Source organism: Pseudoalteromonas sp. AS71 (genome assembly GCF_038900275.1).
GTDB lineage: Bacteria > Pseudomonadota > Gammaproteobacteria > Enterobacterales > Alteromonadaceae > Pseudoalteromonas.
In genome coordinates this window covers 39,950-55,275 of the sequence record NZ_JBBMQZ010000025.1, presented here as the reverse complement: position 1 = coordinate 55,275, position 15,326 = coordinate 39,950, and the positions used below count along the sequence as shown (strand labels likewise).

Sequence of the window (15,326 nt, the reverse complement as noted above, 5' to 3'; positions counted from 1 at the left end):
ATGGCAAAGGATCTTTTATGTTTATTTCTGTCGTTAAATTCACTTTGAGTTTATCTCTATTTTTATTTAGCTTGTGCACTATTGCAAATGATAAAGTGATAGATATAAGCGACTTTGGCGCGATTAAAGATACAGGATCCGACAGTACTCATAGCTTATATCAAGCTTTGCAAGAAGCTAAAAAAATCGGTGCAACAAAAATCACTTTTCCTAAAGGTCGGTACGACTTTTATGAAGAGCGAGCCGCCGATAGATTAATGTACATAAGCAATAATGACCCAGGTATTAAACGTATTACATTTCCTTTATCATCATTTAATAATCTTGAAATAGATGGAAATAACTCTACTTTTATTTTTCATGGTGGTTTAGTGCCATTTATTTTAGATGAAAGTAGTCATATTGTACTTCGTAATTTTTCTATCGACTTTTCTCGGGCTTTTCACTCCGAAGCATTAATTGTTGGTGCTGGAAAAGGGTATTTAGATTTAAAATTTACAGACCAATTCCCTTATAAGATTAATGAGGCCGGTATTTTAAAATTTCAGTCTCAGCTATTTCAAGCCTCAGGAATAAAAAGTAAAGACAGACTTAAACGTAAAAAAATTTCGCAAGATGAATATAAATATGAATATAAGCGTGTATTAGAGTTTAACTTTGCACTGCGTGAGCCTGAGTATATGGCGCAAGATATATTTACTGGAAATGCTTTACGTGCTGAAAAGCTAGATGGAGGCGACGTTGTAAGAATTTTTCATCCAAATTTGGAAGCAAAAGTTGGAAATATATTAGTTTTTCAGGCAAAGCATCGTGATTACCCTGGTGTGGTTATTTCAGACAGTAACAATGTCGAACTTCATAATATTACCATTCATCATGCAGGGGGGATGGGAGTAATTGCTCAACGATCTCATAATATTACAATCAAAGACTCTAAAGTATCTCCTAGCAAAGGGCGTATTGTAAGCACGACAGCGGATGCAACGCATTTTGTTAATTGCACTGGGAAAATTAAGTTGATTGATAACTTATTCGAAAGTCAAAAGGATGATGCTACTAACATACATGGAATTTATGCTGCAATTGATAAAATTATAGATGATAAAACGGTAGAAATTAAGCTACAACACCCACAGCAATTTGGCTTTGACTTTATAACACCAGAAGATGAACTAGAACTAGTTCATGGGCCTAGTTTGATAACTTATGGGTCAGCTTTGGTCGCAAAGAGTACTCGAGTTAGTAATGAAATAACGCGAATTGAGTTTGTTAAGCCATTTGATAGCCGGTTACAAAAAGGTGATTCTGTAGCTGAGGTTCGAGATTATGCACACGTTATTATTAAAGGAAATACAATTCGTAAAAACCGAGCTAGAGGTATGTTGTTAAATAGCCGAGGTAAAACGTTAGTTGAAAATAACTATTTTCATACATCTGGATCGGCCATTTTATTTGAAGGCGACGCAAACTTTTGGTTTGAGCAAGGTGGCGTCCGAGATGTAACGATTAAAAATAATATTTTTGAAAATAGTTTTTATAGTCAGTGGGGGCAGGGGGTTATAGCCGTAGACGCTGGAATTGATGAGCAGTTTAAAGAAACATCACGATATAACAAAAATATTGTAATAAAAGGCAACACATTCAAAGTGTTTGATAAAGCGCCTATTCTAAACTTATTTTCTGTTTCAAATTTAGTTTTTGAAAATAACATCATTGAAAAAACGACTGAATATCCTGAACGTAAAAAATATAACTCATTGTTTGTGATAAACAACAGCGACAATATTACCATTTCTATAAATAATATTTTACAAGGATTCTCTGAAAGTAAGTCGCAGCTACTTAGTCCAACAACAACTTATAAAAGAGCTAAAAACTAAAATGAGTATTTTAATAATAAGTACTTTTAGTCAGTTTTATATTGCTTATATAAGCTTTTATAACGCCTACTTTAAATAAACAACGGGTAACTTAAATAAACACGACACTTTAAAATTTATCTTTTAGGGCCGCATCTCTACAATTTTTTAGGGCCTGTTTATAAATTAAGTAGGTAAATATTTAACTATCGCATTAAAACACACACATTATATTAAAGTTTCTCAATTCACCTGAAGGTGAGGGTCTATCAATGAAAAAAATTTTTAATAACTTAAGCGCGGCATCAATAACGTTACTTTTCTGTGTTAGCAGCTTTGCAAGTGAAGTTTCACAAGATTATTTTACGACACAGGGTAATGGTCTTCGTCAAATTACAAGTGGAACAGTCAATGGTCGACCCGTTGTTTATACATCTGAATTAGATGGTGCTGTAGCAAGTTATAATTCAAATGGTGAAGAGCTGTGGCGAAGCGCAACTCAAGAGAAAGCGGTACTTTTTGAGATAAATAGTACGGATTTAAATAATGATAAATCTGATGAGCTAATAGCAGCAAGTGCTGATGGAAGTATTTATGCATGGGATACCACATCTAGAAATAAGGTATCTCCTCTTTGGAAATTTACTCCACCTAAAAAAGTTCGCTTTAGTGAAGTTGCAGTAGCGGTCGTTGACGGCGAGAAACGGATCTACGCAGGGGGAAATAACTTTATTTTGTATGAATTAAATAGCAATGGACAACTACTCAGCGAAACAAAATTAGAGGGCGTGGTTCGCAAAATAGAATCAGGTCGTTTTTTATCCAGCGACAAAGACAGCTTATTTGTTTTTACTTTAGAGCGTGATAAGTATCGTTGGGATTTTATGGGATTTATTGACCCTAAATCGAAGAATGTAATAAGCGAAATTAGCCCTGCAGATCGAAATGTTAAAGACATTTCTAAAAATATGATGATAACGGATATCGACATCGCAGACTTAGATCAGGATGGTTTAGACGATTTATTATTTTTCGGTGATTATAAAAGTGGTCAAAAGTCTGCTGCATCATTTGTTGGTTACAATAGCAAATTTAAACGTATTGCAGACTTTAAAATAGCATCTGCACACAGACAGCGTTATGCGCATGTGTACGGCACATCACTATTACCTAAGTATAACGAAATAGTACTTCAATTTGGGGGACTTACTTATTTAATTGATGCAAAAGGAAAGTTAATAAAACAAGTTGGCGAAAAGCACACAGGCCTTATTTTTAATGATATAGAGTTATCAGCCACTAGCGAAAAACTTTTTGCGGCAGGCCAAATTGGTGGAGGTAATACTATTTATAGTTTTGATTTAAATAATAAAGATTGGTTAGACACTCCTCATCAATTAACTGGTCGGTTAGCGCAAGTTGAAAAAAATATTAATGATTTGTATAAACAAACGTTAGCTTTTGAAATGCCAAGTTACCAAAAAAAATCTAATAAACCTTGGGTAATGCTAACTAAAGCAGAGCTAAATAGTGATGTGGCAAAACTCAATGGTGCCGATTTCCTTAGCGTAGCCCAAGAGCGATGGACTGAAAAATGGGATCGCAGCCAATTAGTTAAAAAAATAGGCAAAATTGCGCTTAAGCAAGATCGCCGAGGTAAATACAAAGATACGCGAGAGCAATTAATTAAAAAAGCGAAGGCATTTGAGGCCAAAGGAAAAAGTTTTGTTGTTTGGTCTGGTCACGGTATAGACCCATTTGGAGTTAGTATTGACACAATGGAGGCTATATTAGAGGCCGCTCCTAATACCGCTCTTGGCTTTTTATATGCTGAAATGCACGACCCGAAAGATCCAAGAGTACTTTATTTTATCTCGGAGTACATGCCACGCTTAGCCAAAGCGATGCGTAAGCAAGGTAAAGCAAAATTATATTTTAGATATAAAGATGTTTTTTGGGCTACGACTTCTCAACAGCAACCTTGGAAAGATATGTTTTTTTCTGGGCAGTACGCTGATATTTTAGTTCCTTCTGCAGAGGATACGACATCACGTACGCAAGATATAAATTTTACCGGTAGAGTTGGCATGTTTTTAGGTGGCTATGTTAACGATTATGCAATGAGACTTGTTGATGATAACCCAACCAGTTGGCGTCCTCTTAGCCCTGGTGGACAGCGCAGTGTATCTCCCTACCTTAGAACTGCCGTGTTAAGAGCTGCGTATGGTTCAAGAATGGGTATTATTTTTAATAGCCGTTACACCGAGCAGCCAGGATTAAATGTTCTATTTGCACTAATGAAGTCGGGTGTTTTACCAATTGTTGAAAAAGATGCAATGCAATCAATCGGTTCATGGATGCTAATAAAAGATGTAGACATAGAGTTAGCTCATTCAATAACTAATCATCACGAAATGAATCACTATAGTGAAAATGACTCCAATGCTTTGATGAGTTTAGGGCAAATTCAATGGGCGGGTACAAACTTGCCAGAGTATGATTATTCTAGAGCGGCCTTAGGTGTGCAATATAGATGGTTGAATTTCATTCCGCCAATGCCAAATGGTATGATCCCAATCGCCCCTATAGAATCTGCAGCGCAATTAAAAAAACAAAATACCCCTTATTTTGTATCAAATGGAAGAGTCGGTTTTAGTAATGATAAAGAGATAGGTGTAGAAGAATTTTATCCAGTGATGCAACACTCAATTGAGCTCGGAGAACAAAATTTACCTATACGTGTTGAAGGCTCTGCTTGGTCTGTAATTAAATTAGACGAGAAACATAGCCGTATTATTTTAGTCGATCAAGGCTATATTGACCCTCAAGATAGAGATGTAACTATACATTTTCATAAAAAAACGAAATGGGTAAAAGATATTTTATCTAAAGAAGAGTTTCATATAACTGATAATAAAATGAAAGTTACTGTTCTTGCTGGATCAGTTCGATTTTTTGATGTTGGTTACTAGTAACTAAATGAGCGTACTGAGTGCCGCTATTTTTGTATCTTGATAAGTGATGGAATATTATGACAATAAAAAAATTAGGAATGAGACATATACTAACGATATGCCTTGCTTCAGCTCTGCTATCCGGTTGTGAGTCTTCTGCTATATCGAATGATGGTTCGCCTATTTCCAAAAAGACTATTGGAAAAAGGCCAAACTTTGTTTGGTTGGTATCTGAAGATAACTCGAAAAGATATTTAAAATTATATAACGCTAAAGGCGCTGAAATGCCAAATATAGAGTCTTTGGCAAAGCAAGGCTTAGTGTTTAATAATGCATTTTCTAATTCGCCTGTATGCTCAACAGCAAGAACAACGCTCGCCTTGGGTGCCTACCCTGCTAAATTAGCAATGGAATATCACCGCCCATTTGAGCGTATAAACTTACCTAGAGAATTAAGTACAATAAGTGATTACCTGACTAAAGCAGGTTATTACACGTCAAATGATGCCAAAGAAGATTATAACTTTGTCTCACCAGAAAGTAATTGGAGCTCTTCAAAAAAGGGAGCTAGCTGGCATAATCGTAAAGCAGGCCAACCTTTCTTTCATATGCAAACGTGGAAAACTACGCATGAAGGAAAGCTACACTTTCCTGAAAGTGATATAGAAAATTTACCAACGATACATAATCCCAATTCAGTAGAATTAGATCCTATCCACCCCAATACTGAACTATTCAGATATACATACGCTCGTTATCTCGACTTACATAAAAAAGTGGATAAAGAGATGGGAGTGGTAATAAATCAGCTTAAAGAGGAAGGATTATTAGAAGATACGTTCATATTTTATTTTGGTGATCATGGTGGTGTTTTACCAGGTAGCAAAGGGTTTGTTTCAGAAAGAGGGCTTAATGTTCCTTTAGTCGTTCGTGTACCAAAGAATTTTCGACATTTATTACATAAAGATTTACAAGCTAAGCTATCAACTCGAGTAGATGGCGTTATTAGTTTTATAGATTTTGCCCCTACCTTGCTTGAACTGGCAGGTTTGCCTAAATCTAAGTTGCAGGATGGCGAAAGTTTTTTGTCAAAAAATTTAAGTTTAGATGATTTAAATAAGCGTGATGCAAACTTTTCATTTGCCGATAGATTTGATGAAAAATACGATATGGTAAGGGGCTTTCGAAAAGGTAAATATAAATATATTCGTAACTATTTACCCTTTAACCCTGATGGATTGTTTTCAAGTTATCGTTATAAACAAGCGGCTTACCGAGAGTGGAAACATTTATTTAAGGCTAATAAGTTAAACTCTGTACAAAGTGCTTTTTTTAAACATAAGCCATTAGAGGCATTATACGACCTTGAACAAGACCCTTTTGAAACTAAAAATTTAGCACTATTGCCGCAATATACTGAAAAAGTTATTAAAATGCGTGCCGGATTACAAAAAAAGCTGCAATCAATGCCCGATTTAGCCTTTTATCCTGAATCTTATTTAGTCGATATTGCAAAAGATGAGCCCAATACTTTTGGTTTAAAGCACAAAAGTAATATTGCCCGCTTTATCAATATAATAGATATGAGCCTACAACCGTTTGAACAAGTAAAAAATAAATTAAAGGCAGTATTGTTATCAAATGAACAATGGGAACGGTATTGGGCGATGAATGCTGTATTAGCATTTGGCGATAAAGCAAATGAATTCCTGCCTATTATTGAGAAAATTAGACAGTCTGACATTAACCTAATTAACCGAAGTCGTGCTATTCAGTATTTAGCTTTGAATAATGGGGTTTCACCGCAGTTAGAACTAGAAGATTTAGTAAAACAGGCTAAAGATCCTTTAACTGCTCTGGCTATATTAAATATTGCTACTCAATTACATGACACATTAGGTATTGCTTTTAATATTGAATTAAATAAATTATGGAAAAATAGTACAGAAACACGTGGTACTTCAATGGAAAGTTTTCATAAACGAACTGTCGATGGTTGGTTTAAAGCTCGGATGGACTATCTGAAAAATATATAATATCGCTAGATGTAACGACTGATGATTTCGGTCGTTACATTCAGATTTTAAATATTCATTAGGCTTATAAAAGATAGCTGCCTAACAACCTTCTCTTTAGTTCAATTAGCTTAATCACTTTAATAAATCACTTCTATAGGTGAATCGCTAAAGATGTAGCAAATGGATTTGTTTTCACTAACTAGCAGCATAAAAATTAACGGCAGCCAATTTAACATAACAATAACTAACGTAAATAAACATTTACGTTAGTTATTTATTTAAAAATGAATTACACTTAACTTATTCCAGTATATGTAGGCGTAAATAAGGAGGCTATTTATCAAAACACGTTTTGATCATTTATTAAAATCTCAAGTATTAGCACCCTTTAAGCAAAAAATGCCCTTAGTAATTAAAAATAACGAATGCCCTGTATATGCATATATAAACTCTCTTAGGGCTGTTTCATCAAAAAGTACTGCACTACGTGTACTTCATTCAATTGCACAAAAGTTAGGCCAGAGTAATTACTACAGTATTAACTGGGCTCGCTTTGATAGGAATACACTAAATAGTCTAGTCGCCCTGTTAAAAGATAAAGGTTTATCTTATGAAACAATAGGCCTTTACCTATCTATTACAAAAAGTGTTTTGAGGGAAGCTTTTCTGCTGGGTCAAATAAATTCACTACATTGGGAGCGAGTTAAATCAGTTAAGCCACCTATGCTCGGGAAAAAAAAGCTACACGCCACCTTATCGCAAAGTGATTTTGCACATTTGCTAAATACAATAGAGGCGCTCGCACTTACTAATACAAAAAAAATAAGAGATCAGGCTATATTCCATTTACTCATCGGTTGCGGTTTACGCCGGTTTGAATTAGCTAAATTAAAGTTAAGCGCAATTGATTTAACCGGTAATAAAATAACCTTTGATGGAAAAGGCGGAAAAGAACGTACTGTTGCTATTCATCCCATAACTATGAAAGCGCTAAAAGAATGGATGGTTATACGTGGTTATAAAGAAGGTGCTGTATTTACACGAGTCTATAAATCTGGCGAACTTCATAAAAGTGTAAGCACAAACAATATAGACGAGATCCCGCACTTTTCTTCAGAATCTATATACCTACTATGCAAAACATATGGTTTGGTATCAGCTGGAATAACTCCTCACTCTCTTAGGCGTTCGTATGCAACTTGGTTAAGTCGTAATGGCGCTAATATTCAGCATATTTCAAAGCTAATGGGGCATTCCAGTATAAAAACAACTGAGATCTACATTAAAACGGAGCAGCGAGAAATAGATAAAACGGTATTGGATAAATTATTTGTATAAAGCACTTTTTTATACCATCATACTTATTTGAAAACCGTAACAATCTTTAGCATGATAAGCTTTAGTTCTATATAAGCCATCATAAGTAAAGATATAGTTGCGTTATATTGATAAAAGTATGATGGTATAAAAATGGATTTATTTACTCAAGTTGATTTAAACTTTACAGCTCTTACAAATTTAACTGATAACCTTTATCAGGAGTTGCATAGCATTGAACCCCTCAGTGCTAATTGTACTATTATCCCACAAGTATATTCATCGCCTTCAACCGTCGCAGATAATCAACCAATAGAGCTATCACACATTAGCGGCTTTACCGCACAAAGCAAAATAATCAGCTCTTATAAACAATTTAATCCAGTAGCAAAAAGTAATGCTAAGTACCCTTTTAGATTACCGGGAGTATTAATGGTAGAAAAAAAGTACTCAGCTAAACTCTCTTCACTTATAAAAAGCTGTAATATCCATAAAGATAATATAAAAAAGGCCATCTCTTCTTCAAAAATCACAGCGGAAAAAAAACGAGAAATTATTCAATCTGTAGCCCCTAATGCTATTACTTTACAGGTTTACAGACATATATTGCCTCCACTAGTAAACACAAGAAGAATTAGCTTTAGTTGGTGTAATAAATTTAGCGTTAAATGTTTTACCTATGAAAAAATGTGTGATTATCTAAATAATAGTATGAAACACCCGCCCAAAGGGGTAACAAAGAGTGAGTGGTGTTACTTTGTTGGACAAGAACTTCACCTGGTACAACAACGTAAGAGAGATGAACCAATTAAAATAAAAAGGCCCCTAACACCAGCGCCTATGGCGAACATTTCCTTCATAGATAACAGTCCCAGTATTTTACGCCACGCGCATTTACCTTTTATAGTCGCTAGTGATCATCTAGTAAAAATTAAGAAGTTAAAAAACTTTACCGTAAAAAATACTCAACTTAACAAACTAGAATATATGATCAATCGTCTATACGCGTTGTAACTTTAGTTTTTCCACAATGTGGAAATTATGATTTTACTTATCGGGCTGCTCTAATAAATTAGCCTGGACTCTAAAAACATTAATTATCAGAATTATTATATTTAGTTTTATTCTTGCTGCTTACGTAGCTGTGCCTGAACGCGCTCTCGCTCTTTTTGAAGCTCTATGCGAAGCTCTTCTTCGGTGGGAAGGTGAGCTAAATATTTTGCTGCAAAAAGTTGTTTACGATCACTCAGTACCGAGTATTTTACTACTGCTTCACTTTTTTCACTGCATAACACAAGGCCGATAGTAGGGTTATCACCTTCGCTGGTGTAACGCTCATCGTACAAACGAATGTATGTATCCATTTGCCCTACATCTTGATGTTTAAGCTTGCCAATTTTTAGATCGAGTAATAAAAAACACTTAAGCTTAAAATTGTAAAAAACGAGGTCTATATAAAAGTCTTCATCGTCAAAGCGCAGGCGCTTTTGCCGCTCAACAAACGCAAAGCCTTTACCTAGTTCCAATAGAAATTGTTGCAAGTTATTTATTATGCCCTGCTCTAGTTCATTTTCTTGATAGCTTTTATCTTGTAGATTTAAAAAGTCCAAAATGTAAGGATCGCGCAGGTAGTCTTTTGCTGACTCAACCAATACTTGTGTTTTTTCTTGTGCCTCTTGCTCTACAGGTTGTTTATTTTTACTCGAAAGTAATCGCTCGTAATAAAGCGTACCAATCTGACGTTCTAGTGCCCTGACACTCCAATGCTGCTGTGCTGACTCTTCCATATACCATAAGCGTGCAGCTGGATTTTCTATACGTGCAAGCACATTATAATGCGACCAACTTAATTCGAGAGACAGTGTCTCTTGTTTTTCAAACGCGAGATAAAAGCGCCTCATATTACGCAAGTTAGTTACATCAAACCCTTTACCAAGCTCTGCTGTTAATTGAGTGGAAAGGCTTTTAAGTATTTTTTTACCGTATTGAGCACGAGTATTACCTAGCTGCTCATCTTCTACAATTAAACGTCCAATTTGCCAATACGCATGTACCATTGTGTTATTGACTGTTTGCCTAACAAGGGCGCGCGCTTCTACGATTACCGACTTGATATCGCTTAGTAATGCACTATTGGAAGTGCTAGGGCTGTTTTTTTGAGTAGTGTGCTTTTTAGGTGCTGAGTCCAAGGAACCTCTCCCAGGCAAAAATATCAATATAAATTATTGGCTTATCATACCGCAAAGGTCGTGGATTTTTGAGTGTTAATTAGTAATATATGGTATGAATCAGGCTCTCCATTCTATCACTCCATACATGTTAAACACATAGATCGCGGTATCTCATGTTAAGCCTAGAATTAGAAATGTAGCTATCGTAAATTTGCTGGCTTTACTTGCTCTATTGTTTAATAAAGTGAAGTTACATGAATCGTATTACTGATATCTGGGAGCGAAATGCTCCCTTTATATAAAAACGTTCGTCTCAATATTTAAAGCAACCTTTAACAAACAACTTTTAATACTTAACAAGCATCCCTCGCTTATCTTTATCTAAAAACAACTAAAAAACACAGTGTGATTTTGCTTTTAGGTTAATAAAACGTTTTAACTCAAATCATCATCTTGCAACAAAAAACACCTATCTTCTTCGAAAAACCATTAAAAACCTACAAATATTGCCGTTCGAGTTATTTTTAAATTAAAAACAATAAAAGGCTTGCATTATAAAACAGGAGCATTTAAAGTTCGAAACATAAGAGGTTAGCTATGTTATTCCTCTGCAGTCTCCGTGGTAAATGGAGAATACTAAAAATATACAATTAGTTCATAAAAATTAGTCAGCCTGTTGTGCTACTAAGTTGGGTTCCCCGCTTTGGCGGGGGTGAACGGCAAATGCCGTAGTAAAAAATTTAGTTAGACAGTCGTGCTACTAAATTGGTTTCCCCGCTTTAGCGGGGGTGAGCGACAAAACACTGTAGTAAAAAGTTTAGTCAGACTGTCGTGCTGCTAAATTGGTTTCCCCGCTTTAGCGGGGGTGAGCGACAAAACACTGTAGTAAAGAAAATTTAGTTAGCAATTGTAACTACTAATTTTTACCCTTTGCGTAAGCAGAGGTATATGAAAACTAATTTGTATATTCCTTGTGGTTGGTAGGTATGTATTTTTGCATGTCTATCAACTCATTGAACCAACTCCCCTCTAAGTTACCCTCTCCTATTCAGTCGTATTTAATAGTTTTAAAAACTCATTTTTATATAAACCTTTATCTTTTTTATATGGTGACAGTCTAATTAATGCTTTCAACAAAAAAGCGCCCTGATTAACTCGGAGCGCTTTACTTTAAGGACAAATAAACAGGTTTATACAAATTTAAATAACAAATATTTTAGCATGACTCTCATGCTTGGATTATTTCTCTGACAATATTGCTCATAGTTAATTATGCCAATACCCATTTTAGTGCAAAACAAACTCAGGACGATAAACCAAGCGAAATTTTTAGTTGATTGGTACTGTAAAAACAGTAACCCTGAGCCACTAAATGCTATAACCGAATAGGCAACTTCTATTCGGTATTGGCTAAAAGCTTTTAAAATTTTGGGCATTAAAAGCCGTCATTAAATGCATCAAAACAATCATCTCCTATAGAATCCGCTATCGAATCTTCAATTTCATAAACAGTCATTACTCGATTAGATTGGCCCACCACATTGCCCCCAACGTCTAAGATGTTAGCGCTCGCATTTGTGATAGGTAATCCTGTTGTTGGGTTAATAGCGATATCAGTAACGTCATTGTTTTTCATTTTTCAAACCTTATTAATTGTTAATTTATGCTTTCAAATTTAATGATTTCGTGATAAAAAACAAACTTGTTTGACTGCGCAGCTCAGCAACAAACAGTTTGAATTAAGCAATTAGCCCTTCCCTTACTCCACCTAATTTTATTAGGTAAAAACCTTTTATTCTTTTCTAAAAAATTCATTAATAAGTTTAATTTGGAGGCGGCTTTTGTCTGCAAGACAGATTTTTTAAAACGCATTTTTCGGCACGACAAACTGCAAAAATAGCGTCTCAGAATGAGACCAATAGCTCGCGTAATACGTTGGAGGCGAAGCCGGAAATGTATGGAGTCGCGCGAATGTACAGCTGGTCTGTACCAACCGCGATAGTGTTTCGCATCAGCGAAATTCGATATCATTTTGGCACAAATTGATATCGAACCATCTATTTTCGCAGAAAATTACAGCAGATGAAAAATGCAAATTATGGGGCACCCATTGCATTGTCAGGCGCGGCAGTATGGCGGTTGGTACAGAGCGTAGCTCGGTGCATTCGCGCAGGGTCTAAAACGCTAGCGCGATAGCGCGTCGAGTCAGCTCGTTGCGGAGCAACACCAGAGCTGGCGGGCGTTTTAGACCCTATGGTTGAGTAGCACAGCGACGAGGCCATCCGCTGACAGCGGCTTTTGTTGCGATTATTATCGCAGCAATCATTACGTGCATGCTGTTAAAGCTTCTCGGAATGAAAAACGGCAATTTAATTTTAAAATGATGATAATTTTTGTGTTGCGGTACTAGTTAATTTTACTAATTAACTAGCCAGAAAGATTTTAGAAAATGACACAACAACCATCAATAAATTTGGAAACGAACAACACTCTTCATACTCACTACCCTCGCTATTTTGATATTGATATGCGGTATTATCCAGGCGCAAATAACTATCAAAAAGGCGTTAACCGAACTAGATTAACCGTTTTAATTGCTATTCGATTTTCTATTGTTACACCAGGGATTATTCGTTGGTTATATTGCATCAACCATCGGTTAGCACTAGAGCATTTAAACCGGCTAGAAAACGATGGGCTATTGCGTGTGGTAAAAACACACCGAAGCCCAGACGGTCGCGTTTATGTGCCTACCTACACTGCTGCCAAATTCGCAGAGGAATTAATGGGCATCGACATACATTTTAGAGCAAATAGAAACCCCGCTTTGCAATTCAATCAAAATAATATAATGCATAATCTAATTAACGCATTTGTCATGCTGCGCGGTATACACAATTATCACAGTGATGAAACATATGCGCCAATGTGGAGTGGATTCATTACCGAGCCTGAATTTAAACGTATTAATAACCTATCTGATATACGAACGGTAGATGGTGCTGTGCGACTCATAGATGGCTCAATAGTCGCTATTGAGGTTGAGCACTCTTTTAAAAATAAAACGGCACGGCAGGTCATTTTGTTAAAATATTTGGCCTCGTTAAAAAAACGCGATTACAGTAAGATTTTTTTATTCTCTCAGTCGGTCAAAATTTTTGATGATATAAAACGACTCCACGAACAGTTATTTGAGGAAATGCCGCAACGTTTTGACAAGAAGTCGCGCGCACCACTTCTCAGTGAAAGCGATGCTGAACTGCTGCGTGCCTCAATAATATACCGAACTAAATTGTGCTCTGAAATTGAAAAAATGTTTTACTCGTAATGCAGTAGTATAAACATTAAGGCGTTATGGTTGTTTTTTATTCAATTGTTTAGAGTAAAAAATCTTAGATTCATCGTCACCAAGGATTTTTGCATATTCCACGCAACGCCTTACATCTGCTTTTTTCAGCTTAAAAGTAGGATTTTGATTCTGTTTTAACAACTCATAAGTTCTTAATAACGTGAGGTTTGCACGAGCCCACTCGCCCTCTTTAGCTGACCCTTTTTTAACTCTAGGGCGGCGAAATAGATTTGGCCTAGCTATATGTTCACTTTTACTAGGGCATTGAGTGCTGTACGCAAACTCAATCGCAGTAATACAATTGCCCATTTTTTTTGGCTTAAACTTTACGCATATATCTGTGTGGGCATTGATTTTTTCAATAGCAGGTAGCAGTACGCGATTTTTAAAATCCCGCCATGCTCCATATGATTCGGATAAAAATAATTTCTGTTTCATCTCTGGCAACTGAAAATTCACAACTACCTCGCCCTTCCGTTTGTAATTTTTATAATTTCGCACCCTATTTAGAAGTGCGTAGAGCCGAAATGATGCTAGGTTGTTTAATTTTACTGTGTTATGAAAAAATAACTCTGTGAAATCACCCTTTATATTAAAAATATACGGCTCGATGGCTTCTGAAAACTCCAGTGTAATAAACGACCCTTGGTTTTTCAGCTTTTCGTATGTGGTATTGCTCACCCAAGGGATTGAAAACGCTTCATCTTTATCATCTAAAATAGTGACAAATTTATCTCTTAGTGACTCTGCAGCTGCGCTCAGCTGCTCATAGACACTGCTTTTATTGAGGCCGAAACACTTGGCATATTCCGTTGGATAAATCACAATTTTTCCTGGGTTAGGCTTTTTTGAATTAACCTTAGACAGCGCGAGATTTATTAATCGCTGCTCATTAATCTCTAGCGAATATCCCGCATGTAATAGCTTATTGGCGAAAACAATTTTTGGAGAATTTTTACTGCTCATGTCACTACCTTATTTCTAGTTGATGCAGTTATGCTAACCGCGGCTCAACCAATAAAAGAAATTTCGGTAAGTTTTTTGGTAAATAAAATTTTTATTTATTCACGGTAAAGTGTCCTCCTAAACCGTATAAATTGCCCACTCATTTCGTATAAAGCGCCACAACAAACATATAAATTGCCCACAAACACAGTAAATATTTCATTTAATTTCAATAAGATAACACCCTCTAAAAGTATTAAAATAGAAAAAATAAAAATAAAGGCACATTTGCCACTTTCTATTTTTTATTAGTTTATTTCTGACGGTTAAAAAATAAATTAATTATTTTTTATTTTTTATTTTTTTACCCCGCCACTATCATTTGTAATAAAACTACTGAGTGAACTGACTTACTGAAATACGCAAAAGGGAGATAGACATAAATCTACCTCCCTTGTGCATTTGACCTATCCACCTTGCCAAACATGATTACAATGACCTCGCTTTTGAGGCATCGTAACGAAACCCTGTATTTGCGCAGGACCCCCTCCCAGGTTTGATACTCAGTAACTGAGTAAAATGCCCTATTAAACGCTATTGCAGTTAGGGCAACGAATCAGCAAATAATGATTCAGGCATATTTTGGGAGATATGATTAGGCTGTTATTTTGATTTTGAAAATAACCATTATGACCTCAGTTTCAATCGTTAAT

9 protein-coding genes are annotated in these 15,326 nt (G+C 35.8%); 6 read left to right on the top strand and 3 right to left on the bottom strand.

All coding sequences use genetic code 11. The features are described from left to right. Positions 1-17 precede the first annotated feature (17 nt). The 5 genes from WNY98_RS17275 (at position 18) to WNY98_RS17255 (ending at position 9,162) form a co-directional block, all read left to right on the top strand. A complete protein-coding gene (locus WNY98_RS17275) occupies positions 18-1,880 on the top strand; it encodes a right-handed parallel beta-helix repeat-containing protein (protein WP_342878509.1) in 1,863 nt (620 codons plus the stop codon). 251 nt (positions 1,881-2,131) lie between these two features. Next, positions 2,132-4,831, top strand: coding sequence for a hypothetical protein (locus WNY98_RS17270; RefSeq protein WP_342878508.1), 2,700 nt, complete (start codon positions 2,132-2,134; stop codon positions 4,829-4,831). Between the two features lie 59 nt (positions 4,832-4,890). Continuing rightward, positions 4,891-6,849: a sulfatase gene (locus tag WNY98_RS17265; protein ID WP_342878507.1), complete on the top strand. Its 1,959-nt coding sequence runs from the start codon at positions 4,891-4,893 to the stop codon at positions 6,847-6,849. Between the two features lie 381 nt (positions 6,850-7,230). Continuing rightward, the gene (locus WNY98_RS17260; RefSeq protein ID WP_055255542.1) at positions 7,231-8,169 is read left to right on the top strand and encodes a site-specific integrase; all 939 of its coding nucleotides are present in this window, start codon (positions 7,231-7,233) and stop codon (positions 8,167-8,169) included. A 132-nt stretch (positions 8,170-8,301) separates the two neighbouring features. Continuing rightward, on the top strand, positions 8,302-9,162 hold the full coding sequence (locus WNY98_RS17255; RefSeq protein ID WP_342878506.1) for a DNA replication terminus site-binding protein: 861 nt from the start codon (positions 8,302-8,304) through the stop codon (positions 9,160-9,162). A 107-nt stretch (positions 9,163-9,269) separates the two neighbouring features. On the opposite strand, the gene WNY98_RS17250 is transcribed toward WNY98_RS17255, so the two are convergent. Both WNY98_RS17250 and WNY98_RS17245 read right to left on the bottom strand, forming a co-directional pair. Then, entirely contained in the window at positions 9,270-10,337 is a 1,068-nt protein-coding gene (locus WNY98_RS17250) for a PDDEXK nuclease domain-containing protein (RefSeq protein ID WP_342878505.1), read from the bottom strand. A 1,417-nt stretch (positions 10,338-11,754) separates the two neighbouring features. Beyond that, on the bottom strand, positions 11,755-11,955 hold the full coding sequence (locus WNY98_RS17245) for a hypothetical protein (RefSeq protein WP_342878504.1): 201 nt from the start codon (positions 11,953-11,955) through the stop codon (positions 11,755-11,757). 813 nt (positions 11,956-12,768) lie between these two features. Between WNY98_RS17245 and WNY98_RS17240 the strand changes: the two genes are divergently transcribed. After that, positions 12,769-13,647 (top strand): hypothetical protein, encoded by an 879-nt coding sequence (locus WNY98_RS17240; RefSeq protein ID WP_342878503.1) that lies wholly within the window; start codon positions 12,769-12,771, stop codon positions 13,645-13,647. 24 nt (positions 13,648-13,671) lie between these two features. On the opposite strand, the gene WNY98_RS17235 is transcribed toward WNY98_RS17240, so the two are convergent. Continuing rightward, positions 13,672-14,634, bottom strand: coding sequence for a replication initiation protein (locus WNY98_RS17235; protein WP_165743609.1), 963 nt, complete (start codon positions 14,632-14,634; stop codon positions 13,672-13,674). Positions 14,635-15,326 lie beyond the last annotated feature (692 nt).

Bases quoted from the DNA above. Each gene is read 5' to 3' on its own strand.
- WNY98_RS17275 (WP_342878509.1), top strand. From the start codon at position 18: ATGTTTATTTCTGTCGTTAAATTCACTTTGAGTTTATCTCTATTTTTA.
- WNY98_RS17270 (WP_342878508.1), top strand. From the start codon at position 2,132: ATGAAAAAAATTTTTAATAACTTAAGCGCGGCATCAATAACGTTACTT.
- WNY98_RS17265 (WP_342878507.1), top strand. From the start codon at position 4,891: ATGACAATAAAAAAATTAGGAATGAGACATATACTAACGATATGCCTT.
- WNY98_RS17260 (WP_055255542.1), top strand. From the start codon at position 7,231: ATGCCCTTAGTAATTAAAAATAACGAATGCCCTGTATATGCATATATA.
- WNY98_RS17255 (WP_342878506.1), top strand. From the start codon at position 8,302: ATGGATTTATTTACTCAAGTTGATTTAAACTTTACAGCTCTTACAAAT.
- WNY98_RS17245 (WP_342878504.1), bottom strand. From the start codon at position 11,955: ATGAAAAACAATGACGTTACTGATATCGCTATTAACCCAACAACAGGA.
- WNY98_RS17240 (WP_342878503.1), top strand. From the start codon at position 12,769: ATGACACAACAACCATCAATAAATTTGGAAACGAACAACACTCTTCAT.
- WNY98_RS17235 (WP_165743609.1), bottom strand. From the start codon at position 14,634: ATGAGCAGTAAAAATTCTCCAAAAATTGTTTTCGCCAATAAGCTATTA.